Raw genomic sequence first — 22,973 nt, 5'->3', positions numbered from 1 at the left:
CCATGCACCGCTCTGGCCTGGCTGAGCAACTGCCCCAGATGGACGTTCTGCCGGGCGTGGAGGAGGCCGACTGGCTGCTGCAGATGCGCAATGAGGCGCGCCTGACCTTCACCTTCGAACTGCGTGCCCAGATGATCCGCGCCAGCGCCCAGGACGACCAGCGCCGGGTGGTGCTGCTGGCCAATCAGCTGCTGCGCGCCGACCCGCTGGACGTAGAGGTGATGCAGGAACGCGTGGATGCTGCCCGGACCTTTGCGCCCGCACCGGAGCTGGCCCGCTACGTGGCTCAGCTGAACCGCATGCTGAACTGAGGGCGGCTTGAACCGCGAGTCACGCGGGGGTGGTCACCTCGCCATGCGGCGTATGGGCCGGCAGGCCGTCTGGCGGATGCCGCTGCCTGCCCGGGCGCGGCATGCTGACGGGCATTAAGGACTTCACCCAGGTGGCCCGCCGCACCGTCACTGCAGCCAGGCGACACCAGCGATATTCCCGCGGCGCGCCGATGACGCGTGCCGTCTGGGGTGGCGCTGGAGCTGGAGAGCCAGACGCGGCTGTAACCCGCCCGCCTACGGGCTGAATCGGTTCGAATCCGATCCACCCCACCAACACGAAGCACCGCAGGCGCCACGAGGCGTCCCGCGAAGGAGTTCCAGATGAAGCAGCTGCATGCACAACCTGAACAGCGATTTTCCCAGGCACCGCAGGTGCGGGAGCGTCAGGTGGAGCGGCAGGGGAGCTTCGCTTGCTTGGAGTAAGCGCAGCAGGATCTGCTGCATCCAGGATTGACGTTCCGCGCCAGCGGGCTCCCCAGGAGGGACGCCGAACTGGCGCGGACTGATGTTGTCGTATGGGGGCGTGGCGCAACCGGGAGAGCACCTGGCCCAGAGCCTGGAAGTTGAGGGTTCGAGTCCCTCCGCCCCCCTTTCTCATGGTCCGGGAGCTCGGATGGTCGAGCGCGGAGTTGAAGCCTCCGAGGTCAACGGTTCGATTCCGGTCCGGACCACCAACGTATTGATGCGGTGATTGGCCCCATGGTCTAGCGGTCAAGACAGAAGACGTTCACGCTTCAGAGCGCGGTTCGGTTCCGCGTGGGGTCACCAGCACAGCCCGCTCGTCCAGTGGCAGGATGGAAGACGTTGGATCTTCAGAGCGCCGGTTCGAATCCGCGGCGGGCCGCCATGAGATCACCCCAGGTGTCCGGGAACCTGGGGTGACTTTTTGTCGTGTCAGTGCGTGTTCAGGACAGTCGCGTGAGGGGTAAGCGTCCCTTTGGAGGCTCGGCGGAGCTTTTCGGACGGGCAGGTGGAATCGAGCAAGGCGCTGGGAACGATGGGACGGCCCGTGGCACGCCGACCCGCTCGCGCCTAAAGCGCGTATGTTAACAGCCCGAAGCGCTCCCAGAGGCGGTTTTCATTCCACTGTGGGACATGACCAGTCTCGGGTACGCGTCGAATCTGACGGATCAGGAATGGGCGCTGCTTGAACCGTTGCTTCCCGGACCGAGTTCGACTGGCCGAAAGCGGATTCATTCTCAGCGGGTGCTGATTGACGCGATGCTGTATGTCCTGAAGACAGAGTGCGCCTGGCGGCTTCTCCCCTTGAACTTCCCGAAATGGACCACCGTGTACGCCCAATACCGCACGTGGCGCGTCCGGGGCGGACTGAAGCACGTCCATGACGTGCTCCGTGAACGCCTGCGAGTGGCTGTGGGGCGAACGGCGCAAACCACGGCCGGTATCATTGACAGTCAAAGCGCTAAGACCACCGAAGCAGGTGGACCTCGGGGATTCGACGGGGCAAAAAAGGCCAATGGACGCAAGCGGGACATCCTGGTCGACACGCTGGGCTTGCTGCTGACCATGGTGGTGCATCCAGCGAACATCCAGGACCGAGACGGCGGAAAGTTCGTCCTGGCCGTCTTCGCGCAGCAGGTGTGCCAGGAGGGCGTCGTTGATGGCCTCCGCGAAGGCGACGCTTACATGGGTTCGCTGCAGTGCCCTGTCCTTGCTTTCGCAAGGACAGGGCACTGCTCATCTCTCTATGGCGTTACGAGCTTGAAGAACGTGCCGTTAACGGACAGGTTGATTTGGGTAGGTGTCGTCGGGTCCGCTTGGGTAAAGTCAACGTTGGCCGCACGGACGGTCATCGCGTAAGTATGTCCTGCCGCAAAATTGAGTCCCGCCAGCGTCGTAGACGTTCCCTGAGTTGCCGGTGCCCGTTGCACCACGGTGCTGCAGTCTGCGGCGGTCGGGTTGGGAGCAGTGCCGCAGTCGAACAAGATCGGCGTATAGGAAAGGGCCCCTGCCGCTGCATTCCAAGAAACATTGACGCTGGAGGCCGAGACGTTGGTGACAGTTACTTGCGAAACGGGAGGGAGCAGTGAAGAAGCATTCAGGCTGGCATCGGCCGTGTATGTCTGTCCTTGGATGGTCGTGGTGCCAAGGTAAGTCCCCGCTGTCGGTGGGTTGGTATTCAGTCCAATGGCGTATTTCGCTGTGCCTGTATTGATGGTCAGTGCAGGATCCGGCGCACCTCCATTCCACCCGGCGGGTCCCGTGATATCCAGACCTGACCCAGTCGGAGGCGCACTTCCGTCGGGAAGGCGCACTTTCACGAAGTGCGCAAAGACGTTCGGCAGGCCGATCGCTGACCTATTGAAGGTGCCGACGGCGAACTCCATGCCATAGATGGTCTGGAGCGGACTGGCCTTGGTCTGCCCTCCAGCCGTGGCACTGATCGTGACCGTGCCCAAGCGATGCGCCGTTACACGACCATTGGCATCGACCGACGCCACAGCTGGATCGCTGGAGGACCAAGACACGGCCGTGGGGCTTAAGGCCACGCCATCCGACCCGGTGGCCGTAAATTGAACGGGCGTCCCGATCTTCAGTTGACTCGAGCTCGCGCCGCTCACGATGGCTGGTGTCGGCGGTGCGGTAGGAGTTGTCGAGCAGGCATCGAGCAGAGCCATCAGGACCGAGGCGACAACCGTCGTACGAACAAGTCCGTGCATCTACGCTCCTCCGACCATCTCTTTTTGAGTGGTTGATGGGTGATGGTCGCTAGAGACAGCGTACTACAGAGGTTGCGGAGATGAGCAGCAGTGGAGTGAACCCAAGTGACCGGACCGCGGGGCAAGTCACCGCTGGGCTGCAGGGACCTGCTCCCGCACAACTGTTCCAGGTTGTGGCAAGTTGTTGGGGTAGGGTGACGCGGTGTTAAGCGGTCAGAAGCTCCCCGGCTACCGATCCGTTCACCGCACGCGAACCAGTGTCCAGATTTGCGCACCCAACTCGTTCGGCGTCCAACCGCGCACATTCGCCCCGACCGCAGGACTCCCGTTCTCTACATCCATGCGTCCCACGGGGCGCACGGTGCCTGCAGGCCCCTGAGCGTCTGGGCGCAACGGAACCAAGCTGACCGAATCGATCTCACGGCTTGCCCGCTTGGCCCTCGTCTCCGAACCGATACTGCTCCTGCCGCGCAGGCAGGTCAGGCGTCGTCCCTGCCCAGCCGGCAACGTCAAGTGCGCGGCGCTGTCGCCAGTCGTTGCGGTAGCGTGATCCACGACATCCCCGATTCCCAGGAGACGCCATGACCTTCTGCCGTTCGTTGACGATCCCCAGCCTCGTTGCCATTTCTATCCGTCGGTGTTCCGGGATGGCGACGAGCTGTTCCATACGGCGGAGCAGTACATCATGTACCGCAAGGCGGTGCTGTTCGGGGACCTGGTGACGGCGCAGCGGGTCCTCGCGGCCCGCACCCCCGGCGAATGCAAGCGGCTCGGGCGGGTGGTGCGGCCGTACGATGACGCGGTCTGGTGCGCCGTTCGGCTGAACGTCGCGGTGGATGCGTGCCGACTGAAGTTCAGCCAGCACAAGAAGTGCCGCGCGGCGCTGCTGGCCACCGGGGAGCGGCTGCTGGTGGAAGCGTCGCCCAGCGACCGGGTGTGGGGCATCGGCATTGCGGAGCAGGACGCCCTGGCGTACCGACATCAATGGGATCAGAATCTGCTCGGACAGGCGTTGATGCAGGTGCGGGCAACGCTGCGGCAGGAGACGAATGGCTGATGTAGAGGTTATCTAGCCGGTGGCGCATTCTGCATGCCCTCGGTATGAAGCGCCCTCAACGAAGGCCGATCCGGCCCGTGGTTCCGCCGGTCTGCACCTGTTCAGTCCCAGCCAAGGAATGAGCTGGTCTGGCGGGCGAGCCGGCCCGTAGATTCATTCTGTTCGTCCAGGGTTCCCTGATACGCCAGCAGCGCGATGGTACACGGCTGACCACCGTCCTGGAGGTCGTCGACAGCCGCGGTCATCAACGCCATGATGTCCAGAACCAACGTCCGGTAGCGCTCGGCAGTCAGATTCAACGTGAGCGCATCGAAGTGCGTGGGATGCGTTTCCATGGGCAGCGCGGCTGTGGTTGGTACAGGCGGGTGGGCTTCAGCGAATTCGGTAAACCCCACGGTCCACTCCTCGTTGCTGTTCAGACGGAAGACCGACCGCTCGTACGCACGACGGAAGGTGATGTTGAGCTTGTTCAGCTCGGCGAAGGTCCCGCCCGTCTCGTCCGTCGGGGGCATGATGCTCCAGGGCACGCGGTATGCCTGTGCCGTGACTTGAAAGAACACCCGTCCTCCCTCGCGGTTCACCTCACGCAGCAGTCCAGCCTCCGCTAATTTCCGAGCGTGGTGGTGAGCGAGGTTTGGGGCCATGCCCGCCCGCTTGGCAATCTCACTGGGGGACTTTGGGTGCACAAACAGGCTCAGAAACGCATGGTTCTGGCGCAGCAGGCGAGCGGCGCCAGGATCACTGATGGGCAGCGACTCCAGGACTGCAGGCGGATCTGAAGGACTCATGCCTTGATTCTGAGCCAGGACGTTTCAGTCCTCGACGCCCGGTCCTGAAAGCCGTGGCGTCGCTCCTTGGCACAGGTTCGAATCCATCAGATGTTGGGGCAGTTAAATGCACCGGACGCGCTGCCAGGCGCTGGTGAGCTTGGCCTTCAAGGCCACTACGCTCCGCAGACAGCAGTTCCCCAGCACATCGTGTTTTACGTACGCCTACACCAGCTCGATCGGATTCAGCTCTGGCGCATACGGGGGTAAGTACACCAACGATAGGCGTGCGTGGCCAGCCACGCACGCCTGCACCGCCTTGGAGCGATGAATACCCGCATTGTCCAGCACCACCACGACCTGACCCGACACGTGGCACAGAAGATGTTCCAGGAACCGAATCACATCTGCACTGTGAACAGATCCTTACTGGGTGTGCTGCAGGAACTGTCCCGTTGAGGTGATCGCGCCGATGGTTGACAGCGTCGTCCAGTTCACCGGCAGCCGCACCAGGGGCGTGACGCCCCTGATACTCCAGGTGTGCCGGCGCACGCCCTTCAGCGCAAAGCCCACCTCATCGAGATAGATCAGGGTGAACGCCGTCAGCGACTTTTTTTTCACCTCTGGCAGGACGGTCCCCTTCCAGCTGGCGATACGGAGTTCATTGCGTTCCACAGCGCGGCCATCGGGCAATTGCGGGCTGAAGCCTAGCTGGCGAAGCACTTTGCGGACATGGCCTTGGTGGTACCAGACATCGAAGGTCCGTCCGATCACGTCACGAACACGTTTTGTCGTCCAGGTCTCGTCTGGAAAGCGGTGCGCGAGTGCCCCCTCCCGCAGCAGGGTGCGCAGCTGGTCCAACTGCTCAGCCGTCAAGCGGGGCTGTGGACCCCGAGCCACCGTGGCCCGCAGGCTGCCACGCACTTTCAGTCGGGCTTTCCAGCTCTAGACGGTGTGTACCGAGACGCCGAAGTGATCGGCGATCTCCTGGTTCGGGTGGGTGCCGCGCTCCAGCCACTCCACGGCTGCGAGTCGCCGCTCCTCCAATTTATCGTCGGGGTTGCCATCTCGCCATTCTGCATTCTATCAGGGCCAACCTGCGCCGAGATCAATAAACCGGGTCCCTGCACTGGCAGGATGATCACAAGCGCCTGCGGGCGCGGAGGAACATGAGGTCACGGGCATCCCGCTCGCGGCCGGCTTCAACATGGGGCCTGTGTGGCCGCATCCTGAAGGGCAGATTCTGTTTTTCTACAGATTCTGAGATTACAATTCTGCAATGCACGAATCAGCTCGCACGTCCGCGGTGGCCCTGAAGCTGGAGTACGAGTACATGGCGGACGCCGGGCGGGATCTGCGCGGCTACACCCGGACGCTGCAGGAGGCCCAGGAAGCCTGCGCGGAGGCCTGCGGCGGACAGCTGGCCTGGGCGGCCAGCGGACGCGCTTCCTGGGCCGCGTGCGACGCCAGGACCGGCATCCGATATCGGGTGGAGCGCCTGCAGAGCTGACGGGCCAGTACACGTGGCGCGGTCCGGTGGTCCAGGCGAAGGCTCGGCCGGACCACCCGGCGTCGCCGCGGCCCCCGGACGACCGGCGGCGGGTGGAGCGGACCGACGCAGTTGCTCTGGTCCAGAGGCGGGGTGCCCTGGCGGCGGACGTTCGTGACCTGCGCCGGGCGTGGGGCTTACACCGCGGACGCGCGGCACGGCGACGGCGGTGTGGCGCGTCCGGGGCGCCGTGTCCCCGGCGCGGTGGGTCGGTGCCGGCCCGTAGTTTCTGAGGTGTTGCGTGGTCGGCGCGCGCGGTCTCTTAGAATGCGGCATGCCTGAGCGCAAACCGCCGCGCGCCGCACCGCTGGTGCTGGACGTCAACAGCGGCTACGACGAATTGAACCTCGGCCGTCTGGCGCTGATCAGCGGGCAGAAGACGGTGCCGCCGGGGTTGCGCCGCTGGCAGAAGACCATCCTGACGCCGGATGGCCGGCCGGTGGTGATCACCTGCACCGTCCCGGACGACCAGGTGGTGCCGCACGGCCTGGACAACGATTTCATGGTGGGGCTGGTGAACCTGTGCTTCGAGGCGGGGTTGCCGGACGGGCCGTTCACGGTGTCGGCGTACGGGCTGCTGAAGGCGTCGGGCTTCCCGGACTCCGCGCAGTACTACCGGGCGCTGGAGGAGAGCATCGTGCGGCTGAACAAGGCGAATTACACCATCGACGAGGGGTGGTTCATGCACGGGCCGCACAGCTGGACCACGCAGTCGTTCGCGCAGGTGAACTACCTGTCGTACGTGCGTTCACGGTCGGGCGTGCGCGGCACGTCGGTGATCACGGTGCAGCTCGCGCCGCCGATCATGGAGAGCCTGCGGGCGGGGTACATCAAGCCGCTGGACCTGAATTTCTACCGCTCGCTCAGTCAGCCGCTGGTGCGGGCGGTGTACCGGCAGCTGGACGCGCTGCATTTCGACGAGTCCACCGCCGACGGGCTGGTGCGGGAGCTGAGCGCGCCGCTGATGGCGTGGGGCAGCCGGCTGGGGATCCTCAGCGACCGGCCGGACAACGTGGCGCGGACGCTGAAACCCGCGCATGATGAGCTGCGCGCGCGCGGGTACGTGGCGGAGGTGGAGTTGACCGGCCGGGGGCGGGACAAGCTGCTGCGGTACGTGTTCGGGCCGCCGCCGGTGGGCGAGTACCCGGAGCTGGCGCTGCTGCTCAGCGCGCGCGGGGTCAAGTCGGGCGTGGCGGTGCGGCTGTCCACGGTGTTCCCCGAGCGGATCGAGGAGGCCGCGCGGCGGTTCGATCATTACCTCAAGATCTCCTCCCGGCCGGTCGCGAATCCGGGGGGCCTGCTGGTGGCGATGGTGCAGCGCCCGGAGGATTTCGCGGAGCTGCCCGGGTACGCCGCGGCGGACGCGCGGCCAGGGCCGCCCCCGGCCGAGACGCCCGCCAAGGGCACCGGCAAAGGGCGGTCGGCCCGGCAACGGCCCGCCGCGCAGGATGAGCTCGACGCGTTGGAAGCGCGTGAGGAAGCGAAGCTGGCGGCGTTGCAGGGGCAGGCGCTGGTGGACTGGGTGCTCAAGCAGCTGACGCTGCTGGGGACGATGAAGCACTTCACGCTGCCGGAGCGCAGTCAGCTGGCGGAGCTGGTGCTGCACGGGCAGCTGGACGGCCGGACGGTGGTGCGAGAGGCCACGCGGGCGATCGCGGGGGGCGCGCCAGCAGTGCTGGCGGTGGTGGAGGACGTGCGCCGGCACCTGCAGGTCACCCACCCGTAGTTTCTGAGGGTGCCCGCTGGGTCACCGCCCGTATGTTCTGAGGGAAGCCGGGGGGAAACGCGCGCCTGGCGCCCGTCCGGGAGCAGGCAGGCAAGCGCCCGTATGTTCTGAGGGCTTCGCCCAGAAGCGCGCGCCCTTCGCCCGTATGTTCTGAGGGCTTCCGCCGTGGCGGAGAAGGGTGACACCCGTATGTTCTGAGGAAACGCCCCTCGTGTGCGCCCGTATGTTCTGAGGGGAAACGCCGGCATCCTCGTCCCACGTTCCCGTATGTTCTGAGGGAACATGACGCACCGCTCCCGTAGCTTCTGAGGAAACCAACGTATTTTTTCCCGTAGTTTCTGAGGGAGCGGCGCTGAAAATACCGACTGACGCGCGTTCCAGGACGTCCACTGATGATGGTTTCATCATGTTTTTTTCTTTACTACAACATACAGAACCATCACCTCAACCGCCGGTGGTGAGGTGCAGGCTGCCCCGGAATGCTCCACTGCGCCCGCCTGAAGGTCGTCCTTCCCGGTACCCCATGCTGCACGTGACCGGCGAAGCGGGTCACGCCGGGTCTCCCCTCCCCAGCACGGGTGGTGGACGTGCCGCCCTTCAACGTTCCTCGACGCACCGCTGAGGCACAGAAGGCGGACGGTCCGCTCACCGTCCGCCTTGGCGGGCGGCTGGACGCCTTCGCCTGCAGCGCCGTGCCGACCCCACGGCCGGCCCTCACGGCCCACGGAGCGCTTGTGGCGTCAACATCGGTGTGCTGTGCTGAGGGGGCAGGTGAGGCTTCAGCCAGAGTCACTTGACCGCTACCCGGCTCTTTTCGGTGACGATCGCCTTCGCCGTCCTCGTTCAGGTGGCGCTTGCGGCTGGCGCACCGTGGCGAGCGAACGCGGTGGGAGCGCCGAGCGAGGACAGCCGGCAGCGCCTGCAGGTCGTCAGCACTGCGTTGCTGACTGCGCTGGACCGACCCCTGAGTGCACGGCCTCGCTTCTGCACGCCACAGGGCCCACCGTGACGCCAACGCGCAGCTGAACCACAGCAGCCAGAACGCACACTCCAGCGCGCTTTCAGCGTCCGTTCCCGGCCGGGAGCCACGCTGCCGATTCGTGGGGTTCAGCTGCGCGTGCCGCAGGCAGGACTGGCCCAGTCTTGTGCGTGTGCGTCCCCTCCGGCCCTTCCCTCGTGGGTAGCCGCCGTTGAGCTGCACCCCGCGTGTCCTTTGTGTTACAAGGGACCAGCAGCACAACCTGTTCGACCCAGAGGAGACCCCTTGATGGATGACATGACTGAACGCGTGCCGGGCCGTACGTCGTGGGTGACCGGCATCAGCGCCATTACCCTCTTTGCCGAGGACCTCAACACCAGCAAGCAGTTTTATCAGCGGGTGTTTGACGTGCCGGTCCATTACGAGGACGAGAACTCCGCGGTCTTTCTGTTTGGTCAGGTCATGATCAACGTGTTGGCGACCACCTCGGTCGACGACTTGATTGCCCCCGCCGTCATGGCGAGCCGCGGGGCTGGAGCGCGGCAGGTGTATACCCTTCCCGTCGACAATGTCGACGCCTTGTGTGTTGAGTTGACCCGGCGCGGGGTCGAGCTCCTGAACGGCCCGGTGGATCGGCCGTGGGGCGTCCGGACCGCGAGTTTTCTGGACCCCGCCGGCCACATCTGGGAACTGGCCACACGCAGATAGGCCGCGTCGTCTCGCTGCGCTGCCCCCGAGTGGGCAAAGAAGAGGGCGCGAGGCACTGGCCCCGCCCCTCCACATCGGTTCCGCGGGTTGAAGATCCTTTCGGCCGATCGGCCCATCCGCCGTCGTCGACCGCGCGACGCCGGCAGGTGTCCGCTGTGGTGCCAGCGTCCTTCCCGCCCAGTGACGAGGGCCTTCGACCCCTGGCCGTCTGCGGTCCGGACCGCGGCAGACGTCTGGGCGTGTGGTCCGCTCCTCTGCCCGTGAGCAGCGGACCCGGAGGATGACTTTCCTGCTCTGTGACGCTCGGCAACGACACGTTCACCCTGCCGGACGAGGAGACGTCGAATCCTCGCCAGGACCCAGCGTCCGCAGATTCAGGACACCAGAAAGGCAAGCAGCGATGAAGACACAGCACTCCACCGCGCCGGTGGTGACGATACGGAAGGTCCAGGACCGTGATCTCGAGGCCTTTTTTGGGCAGCAGCAGGATCCGGACGCCCGGTACCTGGCGGCTTTCGTGACGGACCATCCGGACGACCGGGCGGCCTTTGATCGTCACTGGCAGCGCTTGCGCACCGACCCTGAACTGACCGTCCGGATAATCGTGTATGCGGGGCGCACGGCCGGGCACCTCGGCGCCTTCGACCGTGATGGGGAGCGGGAAGTGACCTACTGGCTGGACCGGGCCATCTGGGGCCGGGGGGTCGCCACGGAAGCGCTGCGTCAGTTTCTGGAGGTGGAGCAGCAGCGGCCGCTGTATGCGCGGGTCGTGGAGGACCACATCGCGTCCTGGCCAGGAACGGATTCGTTTTCTCTGGCACGGCGCGTGAGTACGCGACCGGTCGCGGCACCGACGTGACCGAGGTGCTCCTGCGCCTGAACGGAAGCGGAGCGCGCTGAGGCTGGCCAGCCCGAGTCTTGCCCATCTGGGGCGTGCACGGCCGCCGCCCGGCCCACAGGGGGGAACCTGCACACTGAGCATCCAGGTCCCGTCGCGCCCGTCGGTGGGGCCCGCTGCAGCTGCGGGAAGCGTCCGGGCCCGCACCGCCGCGTCACGTCGACGAGCCAACAGCGGCCGCCCTTCGACCTGGACCCACGAGGGCCGGCTCAGCAGCGGGCACGGGCCTGCTCCCCTGCCGCGGTGGTGGCGCTGCCTCAGCCGCCGACGTGCACCAGCGGCCGGCGGCTGCGGTCCGGCTCGGCGCGGCGCAGCACCTCGCGGGTGAGCGGCGCGATGTCCCCCTCGCCGGACAGCAGGAAGTGCCCCACGGCCTTCAGCGGGCTGCCCTCAATCCACTCGAAGTACACGTCCGGCCGCTGCCCGTAGTGGTCACGCACGTACAGCAAAAACGCCGCGATGGCGTTCGGCACGGCGCTCGATTCGATGCGCACGATCCGGTGGTCGCCCACCTGCACGCCGCGCACCTCCAGCACGTCGCTGAACTCGCTCGGGTCGGCCACCAGGACTTCCAGGAACAGCGCCGGCAGGCCGCTGGGCAGGTGCGTCTCGGCGCGCACTTCCCGCTCCTTCTCGTCGTATTCCGCGGTGTCCCCGGCATTGAGCTCGTTGGCGATGAACCGCAGGTCATTCCCGGCGGCCGCTTCGTCCAGGAAGCGCCTGGCGGTGTCGTCCAGCTCGACCCGTTCGGTGCGCAGCTCGGTGGCGCGCGCGGCGCGGGAGATCACCGAGACGACCACGATCGCCAGGATGAACAGCAGGCCGAGGCGCAGGCCGCTCAGGTCATCGATGAACGTGACCAGCAGGGTGTACCCGAAGATCACGCTGACCAGCCCGAAGCCGGCCACCTGCAGCACGTTCCGGCGGCGCACGGCCGACAGCGTCACCGCCACGGACGCGCTCCCGATCAGCACCAGCACCCCGGTCGCGTACGCGGCGGCCTGCGCGTTCACGTCCGCCCGGAACGCCACGGTGAGCAGCACCGCCGTGGCGGTGTAGATCAGCACCAGCGGCCGGGTCGCGCGCGCCCACTCAGGGGCCATGCCGTAGCGCGGCAGGTAGCGCGGCACGATGTTCAGCAGCCCCGCCATGGCCGAGGCGCCCGCGAACCACAGGATCAGGATGGTGCTGAGGTCGTACACGGTGCCGAACACCTCGCCCAGCTGGCGGTGCGCCAGGTACGCCAGCGCCCGGCCCGCTGCCTTGCCCCCCTCCCGGAACGCGTCCGGGGGGATCAGCAGGGTGGTGACGAACGACGAGCAGAGCAGCATCACGCTCATGATCAGCGCGGCCGCGAGCAGCAGCTTCCGGGCGTTGCGGATCCGGCCGGTCGGTTGCCGCTCAGTGTCTCCGGGATCGCCCTTCACCAGCGGCATCACCACCACACCGGTCTCGAAGCCGGACAGGCCCAGCGCCAGCCGCGGAAACACCAGCAGCGCCGCCCCGATCAACGCCAGCGGGCTGGTGAAGCTGCCGGAGAGCGCCCGGGTCCAGTCGGAGAACACGGCCGGGTGCGCCAGCACCTCCCGCACCGACGCGGCGATCACCACCGCGTTCAATCCCAGGTACGCCACCACCAGCACCACCGCGATGCCGATCGCCTCGCTGAACCCCCGGAGGAACACCCCGCCCAGCAGCAGGATCAGCGCCAGCGTGATCGGCACGTTCCACCCCGCCAGGGCGTGCGAGAACAGCGGGTTCTCCACCACGTGCGCGGCGGCGTCGGCGGCCGAGAGGGTGATGGTGATGAAAAAGCCGGTGGCCACGAAGCCGAGCAGCACCAGCACCAGCAGCTTGCTCGGCCAGCCGGGCAGCAGGCGCTCGAGCATGCTGATGCTGCCGTCGCCATGCGGACTTTCCTGGGCCACCCGTCGGTACATCGGCAGCGCGCCGAACAGCGTGACCACCACCAGCACCAGCGTGGCGACCGGCGACAGGGCGAGCGTGCCGGCCGAGATGGCCGCCAGCGCCGCGATGCCCGGCTGGTAGCCGAGGGTGCTGAAGTAATCCACGCCGGTCAGGCACATCACCCGCCACCACGCCTGGGCATGGTGCTGGGCGTGCGACGGCGACTCGTGGGGGCCCTGGGTGGGCTGGCCGTGCAGCAGCCAGGCTCGAACGGAAGCGCGCCAACCGGGCGCGGACGCTGTAGGATCGGCCATACCCCCACATTCTGGGGGCTTGCACGAACGAACGCCAGGACGGGCAGACACAGTGGCGCCGGGACCGGACCAGGTCGGGATCCGCTGAGACTGCTGTGGGCTCCCCGCCGGCGAGCGTTCAGCGGAAGCACGGTTCGGACAGCGCACCGACCACGCCGGTGCCCCACGGGACGCCAGCCGTCAGGGTGCACGGTCACTGGAGCACGGGAGGCCGCCCTTGAGTGGCGACGCGAACACCAGAATGCGCGCCTCCCTCGCGCCACGGGTCCAGGGTGTGAGCTCAGGCGCTGGCCGCCTCACGACGTGCCAACCCCGCCGGTGGAGACGTTCGTCTCGCTGGGACGGCTTCGTTCCCGGGCACACGTTACGGCCGACCTTGACCCGGCGAAGACGGAGGAAAAGGGCGGCCTGCCTTCACCTGGTGGGCGTGGGATGCCTCTGAACGGTCTGGGGGACATGGAAGCCCAGCACGTCACCACGCCTCGCCAGGGCCGCCCCCGCTGTTCGAAGTGGTCGTGGTCTGCCCCGTGGACACCCCCGCTTCCGGAGTCCGGCGAAGCGGCCACGGTCAGGGGGTGTGCCCAGCCAGGTCGCCAGTCCCCCCGGAACAGACAGTCATCCCCCCTGGGGTCGTGGGTCCGCAGCGTGCTCGCATGGCCTGACGCGGCGAGCCGGTGACGCGGCGGGCAGCCGAGGGAGGGCCCGGTGGCTGAAGGCGTCACGACCGGCCCGTGGCGCGACCCGCTGTACGCCCGAAGGAGCATGCTGAGCACGAACCCGGGGGCGCCCGCAGTTGATGGCCTGTGCCGTGTCTGCGTGCCCGGACCGAACGCGTGCCCACGTTACAGCGGCGTGAGGCCCAGTCGGAGCATGTACGCCCGGCCTTCGTCAGGTTCCGGCAGCCGGGCGTAGCGGTCGAGTAAGGCGTGCAGTTCGCTTCGCAGCGCGTGCGCGTCCGCTTCGGTCAGCGGCCGCTCCAGCCACGCGTTCACCACGTCCGGGCGGGCGCTCCAGTCCGGCCAGGCCTGGCGTCGGAGCGCCCGCACCGCGTCCGCATCCCGCGTCAGCAGGGTGCCGTGGCCCGCAGGGCGCTCGGCGATCGCCCGGGCGATCGCCGAGCCGAAGCGCTGTTCTCGAACCTGGCCATCGACCAGCACCTGGGTCTCCAGGGTGTCGGCGCCGGTCACGTCGAACGGCACGAAGAAGGCGGAGGCCACCGCCCGGTAGTGCCGCACGGCGCGCCCCGCGCGCGCCTCGCGGCGCGTTTCCCGCACCAGACCAAGGGTCAGCAGCCGAAGTGTCCAGTAGTGCGCCCGGCCAAGGGGCAGGGAGAGGGCGTGGGCCACCTGACTCACCGTCACCTCCGCGTCGATGAACGGCGACAGGTAGGCCTGACGGCGGGGATCGCTCAGGAACGCGGCGGCCGCCGAGTCGGACACGACGTGCGTGCCGACGGGAAGGCTACTCAGGATGCGCTCTGCCATTCGAAGCAGCGTAGCGCGCACGCTGGGTCATGACCTTCAACACGCCTGAATGGCACCCTGACCACCGCGAGGACATCGTCATGGCCGCGGCCGACGCCCTTGAAACGGGGTACGTGTACCCGGACCGGGGCGCGGCGCTCGCCCGGCACCTGCGCGCGTGGTGGCGCGAGGCGGTCGACGTACCCACCTCGCCCGGGCCGTTCGCCGAAGCCGTGACCGCCGCGATGCGCGTCCACACCCCCGACAAACACCTGCGGCTCATCCTCGCCGGCACCCCGTCACGTGATGAAGCGGCGGCCAGTGCGCACGGCGTACGGCGGGTCGAGGTCCTCAACCGAAACGTCGGCCTGCTCGAACTCCACCACTTCGACGCCCCGGATGAGGCCGGGCCGGCGCTGGCGGCGGCCATGCAGCTCATGGCGCCGACGCGAGCGCTGGTCCTGGATTTCCGTGCGCATCGCGGCGGGCACAGCGACACCGAAGGCCTGTTCGCCGGCTTCTTCTGCGCGGAGCCGGCCCTCATCACCACCTTCTTCGAGCGGGGCGATCCGGTGGGCCGGCAGATGTGGTCGGCGGCGTTCGTGCCGGCCCCCCGGTACCTGGAGCGCCCGGTGATCGTGTTGACGAGCGCGGTGACCGGCTCGGGAGCGGAGTCGACGGCGCACTTCCTGCAATCGAGTGGCCGCGCCACGCTTGTCGGCGAGACGACGGCCGGCGCGGCTCACCCCGGACGATTCGTCGCCGTGCACCCGCTGCTGCACCTGTTCGTCGCTTCTGGCCGGCCGGAGTCTGGCGTGACCGGCACGAACTGGGAGGGTGTGGGCGTGGTCCCGGACCACCCGGTTCCCGCGTCGGACGCGCTGAACGCGGCGCTGGCGCTGTTGGGGTAACGCCAGCGCCACCCGGCGACCTCCAGAAGGCGCCAGTCCTGACTTCACATGGTCGGCCGATGACCTCACCCGCAACCCGACCCTGCCCGGCTCAGCGCAGCGGCGTGGCGCTGCCCCGCCGAGTTGAGGGGCGACCGGGAGCGAGGTCGAGGCGTTCATGCGCCTCCACCAACCCGGCGCGCCGTCCAGGGACGGTGCGCCGCGCTTATTCCACGCTTGCCCCCGCTTGTCGCAGGCCGTGGAGGAGGCGCGGCCTCCTGACTCGCCGTGGAGCTCACGGAGACGCGCCAGGCGACCGCACGCCTGGACGACGCAGCGTCGCCCCTGCAGGACGAAGGGGTGCAGGCGCAGAAGACGAGGTCGACCGCCGTGCTGGCCTTAAAGGAAGGAGAGCCGGACCGGGCCAGGGGATGGGCGCTCGCCGCCGCACTTCCTGGGGGCTCGGTCCAGGACCAGCGGTGTCGCCGTGGCCTCTCCCGCGCTCCCCACCTGGCCATCACGCCCTGGACCCCACCCCGCGGATCGTCCGCCACGCCGTGACGCTGGCGGGTGGGGCCACCGGCGCTCCCCACCTGCTGGCCCGGCCACCTGACGTCCGCGAACCGCCACCCATGCCGCCACGCTGGAGGAGGAGCGGACGGCCCAAGGGCACGCCCTCCAGCAGACCACGTGGCCCTCCCTCCTGGCGGTCTCCCCTGCTCCACCGGGCAGGGACGCCCGGAAAGGGCCGCTGCTTGCCACGGAGGCCGATGCACATCAGCTGCGGGCGCTGCGGGACAGCCGCCAGCACCGCGCGGCGACCGCACCCGGGCCCGTTCCGGGCACAGATGCGTTGCGTGGTCGCTGGGAGGATGGCGTACAGTCGGGTGACTGTGGACCTGCCTCCGTTTCCTGACCTGACGCCCGAACGCCTGGACGCGCTGCTTGCCCGCCACGGGCTCACCGGCGAGCCCGTGGTCCGGCTCCCGGGCGGGGGGATCTTCAATGCGATTTTCGCGGTCGGAGCGCACCTGATTCTCCGGGTGCCCCGCCAGCATCCTGCCTTTATCGAAGCGGCGCGCAAGGAGCGCGTGGCCGTGCCGCTGGCCCACGCTCTGGGCATTCGCACTCCCGCCCTCATCGCGTTTGACGATGCAGCGGACCTGCTGCCTGTGCCGTACGGCCTGTATGAGCGCGTGCCGGGTGAAGCGCTGGAACACCTCAGGCTGGCCCCGGCCGGCACGCCGGACGCGTACCGCGAGGTCGGCCGGGACCTCGGGCGGCTGCACCGCGGTGCTCAGGCGCACGGCGCCCTGGCCACGTTGGTGCTGGAGGACGTGCCGGCACCGGACCGGTGGCCGGATGAGCTCGCGGAGCAGGGGTACCTCGGTCCGCTCGATGCCGCGTGGTTGTCCGCCTGGATGGCGCACCTGCAGGCGCTGGGCGCCGACACGCCCGGTGAGCGGGTGTTCCGGCATGGCGACGTTCAGGCCCCGAACATCATGGTGCAGCCCTGCGGTGCCTACGTGGCGTTGCTGGATTGGGGAGCGTGTGGGTGGGGTGCTGCGGCGCACGACTTTGCCGGCGTGCCCATGTCCGCCATGCCGTTCATGCTGGACGGCTACCGGGACGTGCGGCCCGTGCCGGAGGATGGGTCGTTCGAGGCCCAGGTGGTCGCGAGGCAGCTGCACCTGGCACTGTTCCTGATTCGCCGTGCCCCGCAACCGGACAAGTCCTGGGCGGAACGTCCACTCGGGATGCTGCTGGACCTGGTGCGGTCCCTGGCCGGAATGCAGGACGCCCGCTGGAGGCGCACGCTGCTTTGACGCAGAGGGCGGACCGGTGGGACCCGACCTCCGCGCCCCTGGACCCGGCGCACCTTGACGCTGCGGCGACCATGCCGCACAACAGCACGGTTCATCGAAAAGGTGCGGCCGACAGACCGGAAGGTGGGCTGATCCCCCACCAGCGCGCCGCCGGTCATGCAGACCCTAGTCTTGTCCACGGCCCGGGCTCGCGGGCCGGTGCGCTGGACGCCAGTTGGGCTTCTGGGGGCCAGCACGTCATTCCGGTCCCTATGGTGCGTCGCCGCACGAACGCCAGCCGCCGGTTCAGCGGCGGTTGGGGCTGGGTGGTGCCCTGAGATTCACCCGGTGTGGCGGCGACCTCCTTCGGCTGCTGGGTGTCGACGGTCACATCCACCATCACCGTCTTCAACCGGCGATTCACGTCCTCCAGGGCGCGGCGTCGGTTGGTGTCGTTGGTCACGCCACCGCCTCTGGGCGTCGTGCGGCGGAGGGTGCGCCCGGCCATGACGGGGACGCGAACATTGCCGCGGGAGAGCGCCCCGCGTCCACCGGCAAGAGGCGCTCCCCATCTGCGGGGCGCCGGACCGGTTTTTTGTCAGCGCACCTCCTGATGGTCCAGCGTGTCGCCACCGGCGTGGACGGAAGACCGGTGGCCACTCCACGGACTGGGCGCATGCGATGGCCATGGGCATCTGCACGTTCGGTGCCCCCTCGCCCCGTTCGGCCGGACGCGGTGTCGGTCTGCCACTAGCGGCCGGCCAGCTAACGGCGGCTAACGGTCACCTTTTAAGGTCTGGTCAGCTCGACAGAGCTTCTGCAGGACCACGGACCACCCGGCCATCGTCCTCTCCCGGAGCCGCTGCACCGGCAGCGAAGGAGCCACAGCCACGCACATCTCGCTTGACCTCCCGGCGCACGTCCATCCGAAGGTTCCGGTCAGCCCGCCCGGGCCGGACGCAACGCTCATCCATCCGCCGCCCACCCCGGTCGAGGGGACCGTGTGCCCGGATCCTGGTCGCCCAGACCGTGCTGGGCCGGTGGGCACACCTCGACCGTGGTCAGCGCTGCCCAGCGGCCGTCCTTTTCCGCTCCATTCATTGTTCTTCGCCAGGTGCCCATGATGCATGTTCCCTGTCTCCACCACCCCCGCCACCCTCTGACCGGCATCGCCGTCGCGCTGCTGCTGGCGTCCTGCGGGCAGAACGCCACCCCCACGGCCACGCCCGGCTCCGGCGCCACCCCGCCCGGAGGGGCAGCCGCCCCCACGGCGTCGGCCCTGCAGCTGCTGAGCGCCGACGCCACCAGCAGCACCTCCATCCACCTGGTGTTCAGTGGCGCGGTGGGGACCGGCAGCACAGATGCCCGAACGTACCGGCTGACCGACGCCAGCGGCGCGCCGCTGGAGGTGCTGGCCGCCTACCTGGCCGATGACGGTCAGAGCGTCGATCTGGCGACCCGCGTGCAGGCACCGACCGCGTACACCCTGGTGCTGGACGGGGTTCAGAGTCCGTCCGGTCAGCCGGTCGTGGGCAAGAAGACGGTGAGCGGTTCGGCGGCCTCTGCGCCGGTGCTGGGTGACGTCGTCCCGCTCGGTCCGTCGGAAGTCCTCCTGCGCTTCGAGGATCCGGTCAGCGGGCTCCCGGCCACGCTCGGTCAACGTGCGCTGCGGGCGGCCGCCTTCCGGTTCTCGCCGGCCGTCGAATTCAAAAGTGCCCGCCTGAGCCAGGACCGCAGCAGCGTGGTCGTCACGACCGCGGGCCTGAGTGCGGACAGCAGCTATACCGTTTCGGCGTTGAGCGTGCTGGCGACCGCCGGGGCCGGTCCGGCGACGCTGGTGGACCCGCAGCACAACCAGGGCACGTTCATCGCGTTGGCGCTGCGGGACACCGTCAAACCGGTAATCAAGCGGATGATGGCCCTGAGCAGCACCAGCGTGCAGCTGATTTTCAGCGAGCCGGTGTCGGCCAACGCCGCCGACCTGAGCACCTACCTGATCAAGGACGCGACCGGCGCCGTGCTGCCCGTGACCGGCGCCGACCTGAGCGAGTTCCGCACCTCGGTGACGCTCACCACCACGCCGCAGGCCATCGGCGCCACGTATACCCTCACTCCGGGAGACCTGACCGACAGCGCCGGGAACCCGCTGGACAGCGCCGCCGGGAAAAGCGTCCTGAGCTTCGCCGCGTCGTCCGGGCAGCCGGGGCGCGCCGACACCACACCGCTACGCGTGGCTGGGGCGACCTCGACCGGCAACGGCACGGTGCTCGTGACGTTCTCGGAAGCGGTGCGGGGCGGAACGGCCAGCGCGGAGAACCCCGCCCATTACCACGTGACTGGCCTGGAACAGCTGGCGGCGGCCCAGCCCGCTCCGGCGGCGGCGCCCAGCCTGCCGACGCCTCAGAGCGCGGCCCTCAGTATCATCTCCGCGGTCCTGCAGCCGGACGGCACCAGCGTCCTGCTGACCACCCGCGCGCAGTCGGACATCAAGTACGAACTTCAGGTCACCGGGGTGACGGACCTGGCCGGGAACCAGATCGCGGCCCCCGAGCGCGGCGTCGACCCGGGCAAGGCGAGCTTCACCGGCACCCCGGTCAGCGGCTACGGCAAGGACACGGACGGCGACGGGCTGAGCGACGCCACCGAGCAGCGCGGCTGGCTGGTCAGCGTGGTGCGCCTGGACGGCGGCAAACGCCAGTACGAGGTGACCAGCGACCCGACCCTGGCCGACACGGACGGTGACGGCCTGGACGACTCGGACGAACTGGCGAACCTGACCGATCCGCGCGTCGCGGACACCGACGGCGACAAGATCACCGACAGCGACGAGTACAACCTGGTGTACTCCAGCCCCACCAACGCCGACACCGACAGCGACACCCTCTCCGACGGCTCGGAGTACACCCTGTACGCCTCCTCGCCGCTGCTGGCGGACACCGACGGCGACCAGATCCGGGACGACGCCGAGGTGCTCACCAGCCTGCGCAACCCCCTGATCGCCGACCTGCCGGCGCCGCGCATCTCCGTCGACGGGGTGGACCTGCAACTCGACGTGAACTTCACCGCCACCAGCGACACCGGCACCCGGCAGCTCGACTCCAAGACGGCGCAGACGACCCTGACGCAGGGCACCAGCAACAGCACGGAACGCAGCGACACCACCACCAGCGAGTGGTTCGCCAATCAGAGCGTCGGGGCGTCGTTCCAGGAAACGATCGGTGATGAATTCAAGGCGTATCCCAAGGTCACGTTCTCGCAGAGCGTCACGTCCGACACCGGCACCAGCGGCTCCGCCGGCACCAGCTTCACGACCGCGTCGGTCCGGAATGCCCAGCAGGAGTACGCCGACAGCCTGACGACCGACAAGGAAGTCAGTGCCAACGACAGCGTGACCCGCAGCGTGTCGGGGGCCAGCCTCTCGGTGGGCGTGACGATCGAGAGTCAGAGCAACGTCGCGTTCACCATGACCAATCTGGAACTCACGGCGTTCATGCCGGACCCCTTCGCGCCGGGCAAGCTGATCCCCATCGCCACCCTTCAACCGGAGGGGGCTGTGGCGAGCGGTGGCGTGACCCTGGGGCCGGGCAGCCCCAGCCGTGGGCCGATCCGCTTCAAGGCGGTGCAGATCTACGCGTCGCTGGCCGAGAAGCTGATGCAGGACCCGTCCGGGCTGGTGTTCAAGATCAGCAACTACACGCTCTCGGACGAGACGCGCCGGGACCTGGCCTACGTGTCGCAGGGTGTCAAGGAACGGACCGCCGAGGTCTTCATCGATTACGGCGGCGCCCTGCCGTTCGAGCGCTCCAACGTGGCCACCTTCTCGAACTACGGCGCCGACAGCAAGCCCACGGGGATCACCATGCAACGGGTGATGGAGGGCATCCTGGGGCTCAAGCACTACGATCAGTCGCAGGACGCCGGCCTGAGCGGCACCGCCCTGCACAACAGCTACTCGACGTTCATGGACGACGGCGTCGAGAAGCTGGCACGGGTGCGCGAAAAGACCTTCGGATCGCTGAGTGAGCCCAAACGCTGGTTCGTGACGATCAACAACAACGGCTCGAACATCGGCTTCCGCGACACCATCGTGAAGGCGGGTGACAAGGTCCGCCTGGCGTACACCGAGGACCTGGACCGCGACGGCCTGACCCGGGCGGAGGAGGACCTGTACGGCAGCAGCGACACCACGGTCGACACCGACGGGGACGGCGTGAGCGACATCGAGGAAGTGTACGGCCCGGCGGACGCGAGTGGCCGGCGCTCGCCCCGAACGATCCTGCGCGACGACGGCACCACACAGGCCCTGATCTCCAATCCGGCGGCGGCCGACACCGACGGGGACGGCCTGACCGACTGCCAGGAGTTGTCCATCGTGATCGGCACCACCCGGGTCAACGGCCAGACCATCACCAATTACCGCTGCCCCATCGCCGTGCAGGCCCGGCTGCTGATCTACGGGATGCCGCTCGACCCGTCCAACCCCGACACCGACGGGGATGGCATCTCGGACCGGACCGAGCTGTTCGGCTACGCGGTCAAGAGCTACATCAAGACCGGCCAGCCGCTCACCGCGTACAGTGATCCGCGGAAGGCCGACAGCGACGGTGACGGGACGCCCGACCGCCTCGAATACCGGCTCGGCACGAACCCCGCGGTGGCGGACCGCGACCTGGTGCTGGACGACGACCGCGACGGCCTGTCGAACTACCAGGAGGTGCAGGGGTGGACCGTGACGGCGCAGACGGCCAACGGCCCCGTCACGAAGACGGTGACCTCGGATCCGCTCTCGGCCGACGGGGACAACGATGGGCTCAACGACGCTCAGGAGAAGGTGGCGCTCACCGATCCCCGCAGCGCCGACACCGACGGCGATACCCTGAAGGACGGAGCGGAAGTCAAGCTGAGCACCTTGCCGCTGCGCTGGGACACGGACGGTGACCAGCTGAGCGACGGCGCTGAGGTGAACTCGACCATGCTGGTGCACGTCAAGAGCGCCGCGGGCACGGCCTCCATTCCCGACTACGTCGCGAAGTTCAACCCGCTCCTGCCGGACGCCGACCAGGATGGGCTGACCGACGACCGGGAGATGAAGGCCGGCACCGATCCCAACCTGCGCGATACCGATCAGGACGGTGCAGACGACCGGTTCGAGGCGGTCACGTCCCACAACATTTCCGGCGCGAGCCCTCAGGGCACCGATCCGCTGCTCAAGGACAAGCTGCTGCTGGTGAAGCTGGAGAGTGCGGATGTGGTCGGCGACTGCGATCCACTGGCGGGCGACTCGAACGGCGAATTCAGCGGCGAACTGCTGATTCAGTCGGGCACCCACACCCCCACGCACCTGCTGTACCTCAAGCTGGATGGTCAGGACGGCCTGCTCGACCACACCAGAGAAGGCACCAGCTACACCTTCAACGACACCAAGGTCTACGAATACGTCACCGAGGACCGCGAGTTCCGGTTCCTGTCGAAGGGCCTCCAGGAGCTCGACACCGGGAACGCCAACGACCCGCTCAATCAGCTGAATGACGTCAAGGCCTACGCCGACGTGAAGACTGGAAACTACACGGTGGACGCGGTGGCCGCCGATGCCAGCGACAGCTCCTGCAAGGTCACCTTCCACTACAGCATCACGCTGCGCCAGAACTGACCGCCTGTCCTTCCCGCACCGTGCCGGGTGCCGCCTCAGCTGGAGGTGGCACCCGGCACGGTGCGGTGTCGGTGTGAGACGGGTGCCAAGGCACTTCTCAGCTTCGAGGCGGTGCTCGGTGTCGGCACCTTGGTCCTGTCCGTCCCGCTCGCAGGAGACGACCCGGACAGACGGCTGTTCTCCTGTCACTTCCTGATGTTCTTTCCGGAAAGAACACAGACGCGGGGCAAGTTCGCCGGCGAAAGA

General features: G+C 68.0%; 15 protein-coding genes, 4 tRNA genes and 1 pseudogene. 14 read left to right on the top strand and 6 right to left on the bottom strand.

Annotated elements, in window-relative coordinates; all coding sequences use genetic code 11:
* Positions 1 to 2 precede the first annotated feature (2 nt).
* The 6 genes from ABOD76_RS04855 to ABOD76_RS04830 all read left to right on the top strand — a co-directional run bounded on the left by ABOD76_RS04855 (position 3) and on the right by ABOD76_RS04830 (position 2,153).
* Positions 3 to 311: a hypothetical protein gene (locus ABOD76_RS04855; protein WP_350241963.1), complete on the top strand. Its 309-nt coding sequence runs from the start codon at positions 3 to 5 to the stop codon at positions 309 to 311.
* A 207-nt stretch (positions 312 to 518) separates the two neighbouring features.
* Positions 519 to 605: transfer RNA gene (locus ABOD76_RS04850), tRNA-Tyr, on the top strand.
* A 244-nt stretch (positions 606 to 849) separates the two neighbouring features.
* A tRNA-Leu gene (locus ABOD76_RS04845) sits at positions 850 to 922 on the top strand.
* Between the two features lie 8 nt (positions 923 to 930).
* Positions 931 to 1,006, top strand: a tRNA-Phe gene (locus ABOD76_RS04840).
* Positions 1,007 to 1,025: 19 nt separating this feature from the next.
* Positions 1,026 to 1,100 (top strand) — tRNA-Glu (locus ABOD76_RS04835).
* A gap of 327 nt (positions 1,101 to 1,427) precedes the next feature.
* The gene (locus ABOD76_RS04830) at positions 1,428 to 2,153 is read left to right on the top strand and encodes an IS5 family transposase (protein ID WP_350241961.1); all 726 of its coding nucleotides are present in this window, start codon (positions 1,428 to 1,430) and stop codon (positions 2,151 to 2,153) included.
* Here the strand turns inward: ABOD76_RS04830 and ABOD76_RS04825 are convergent.
* On the bottom strand, positions 2,039 to 3,013 hold the full coding sequence (locus ABOD76_RS04825) for an Ig-like domain-containing protein (RefSeq protein ID WP_350241959.1): 975 nt from the start codon (positions 3,011 to 3,013) through the stop codon (positions 2,039 to 2,041). The two genes, ABOD76_RS04830 and ABOD76_RS04825, sit on opposite strands and share 115 nt — an antisense overlap.
* 637 nt (positions 3,014 to 3,650) lie before the next feature.
* Here ABOD76_RS04825 and ABOD76_RS04820 point away from each other — a divergent pair.
* Positions 3,651 to 4,070 (top strand): NADAR family protein, encoded by a 420-nt coding sequence (locus ABOD76_RS04820; RefSeq protein ID WP_350241957.1) that lies wholly within the window; start codon positions 3,651 to 3,653, stop codon positions 4,068 to 4,070.
* 101 nt (positions 4,071 to 4,171) lie between these two features.
* Here the strand turns inward: ABOD76_RS04820 and ABOD76_RS04815 are convergent, their stop codons facing one another.
* Together ABOD76_RS04815 and ABOD76_RS04810 are read right to left on the bottom strand one after the other, a co-directional pair.
* Entirely contained in the window at positions 4,172 to 4,858 is a 687-nt protein-coding gene (locus ABOD76_RS04815; protein ID WP_350241956.1) for a winged helix-turn-helix domain-containing protein, read from the bottom strand.
* A gap of 102 nt (positions 4,859 to 4,960) precedes the next feature.
* A pseudogene (locus ABOD76_RS04810) lies at positions 4,961 to 5,884 on the bottom strand (IS630 family transposase).
* A 232-nt stretch (positions 5,885 to 6,116) separates the two neighbouring features.
* Here ABOD76_RS04810 and ABOD76_RS04805 point away from each other — a divergent pair.
* The 4 genes from ABOD76_RS04805 (at position 6,117) to ABOD76_RS04790 (ending at position 10,658) form a co-directional block, all read left to right on the top strand.
* The gene (locus tag ABOD76_RS04805) at positions 6,117 to 6,347 is read left to right on the top strand and encodes a hypothetical protein (protein WP_350241954.1); all 231 of its coding nucleotides are present in this window, start codon (positions 6,117 to 6,119) and stop codon (positions 6,345 to 6,347) included.
* A gap of 313 nt (positions 6,348 to 6,660) precedes the next feature.
* Positions 6,661 to 8,112, top strand: a complete 1,452-nt coding sequence (locus ABOD76_RS04800) for a replication initiator protein A (RefSeq protein ID WP_350241953.1) — start codon at positions 6,661 to 6,663, stop codon at positions 8,110 to 8,112.
* A gap of 1,267 nt (positions 8,113 to 9,379) precedes the next feature.
* On the top strand, positions 9,380 to 9,799 hold the full coding sequence (locus tag ABOD76_RS04795; protein ID WP_350241952.1) for a VOC family protein: 420 nt from the start codon (positions 9,380 to 9,382) through the stop codon (positions 9,797 to 9,799).
* 400 nt (positions 9,800 to 10,199) lie between these two features.
* Complete coding sequence (locus tag ABOD76_RS04790) at positions 10,200 to 10,658, top strand: GNAT family N-acetyltransferase (protein ID WP_350241950.1); 459 nt, start codon at positions 10,200 to 10,202, stop codon at positions 10,656 to 10,658.
* Between the two features lie 296 nt (positions 10,659 to 10,954).
* Here the strand turns inward: ABOD76_RS04790 and ABOD76_RS04785 are convergent, their stop codons facing one another.
* Positions 10,955 to 12,919: an amino acid transporter gene (locus ABOD76_RS04785; protein WP_350241948.1), complete on the bottom strand. Its 1,965-nt coding sequence runs from the start codon at positions 12,917 to 12,919 to the stop codon at positions 10,955 to 10,957.
* Between the two features lie 842 nt (positions 12,920 to 13,761).
* Complete coding sequence (locus ABOD76_RS04780; protein WP_350241946.1) at positions 13,762 to 14,403, bottom strand: hypothetical protein; 642 nt, start codon at positions 14,401 to 14,403, stop codon at positions 13,762 to 13,764.
* A 29-nt stretch (positions 14,404 to 14,432) separates the two neighbouring features.
* On the opposite strand from ABOD76_RS04780, the gene ABOD76_RS04775 reads away from it, so the two are divergent.
* Both ABOD76_RS04775 and ABOD76_RS04770 read left to right on the top strand, forming a co-directional pair.
* Complete coding sequence (locus ABOD76_RS04775; protein ID WP_350241944.1) at positions 14,433 to 15,293, top strand: S41 family peptidase; 861 nt, start codon at positions 14,433 to 14,435, stop codon at positions 15,291 to 15,293.
* Between the two features lie 872 nt (positions 15,294 to 16,165).
* Positions 16,166 to 17,098 carry a phosphotransferase family protein gene (locus ABOD76_RS04770; RefSeq protein ID WP_350241942.1) on the top strand — a complete coding sequence of 311 codons (933 nt, stop codon included), beginning with the start codon at positions 16,166 to 16,168 and terminating at the stop codon, positions 17,096 to 17,098.
* Positions 17,099 to 17,252: 154 nt separating this feature from the next.
* On the opposite strand, the gene ABOD76_RS04765 is transcribed toward ABOD76_RS04770, so the two are convergent.
* Entirely contained in the window at positions 17,253 to 17,540 is a 288-nt protein-coding gene (locus tag ABOD76_RS04765) for a hypothetical protein (RefSeq protein ID WP_350241940.1), read from the bottom strand.
* A 657-nt stretch (positions 17,541 to 18,197) separates the two neighbouring features.
* On the opposite strand from ABOD76_RS04765, the gene ABOD76_RS04760 reads away from it, so the two are divergent.
* On the top strand, positions 18,198 to 22,727 hold the full coding sequence (locus tag ABOD76_RS04760; RefSeq protein WP_350241938.1) for a binary toxin-like calcium binding domain-containing protein: 4,530 nt from the start codon (positions 18,198 to 18,200) through the stop codon (positions 22,725 to 22,727).
* Positions 22,728 to 22,973 lie beyond the last annotated feature (246 nt).

The sequence above is a fragment of the Deinococcus sonorensis KR-87 genome, from assembly GCF_040256395.1.
Classification (GTDB): domain Bacteria; phylum Deinococcota; class Deinococci; order Deinococcales; family Deinococcaceae; genus Deinococcus; species Deinococcus sonorensis.
This window is presented reverse-complemented; position numbering and strand designations above follow the sequence as displayed.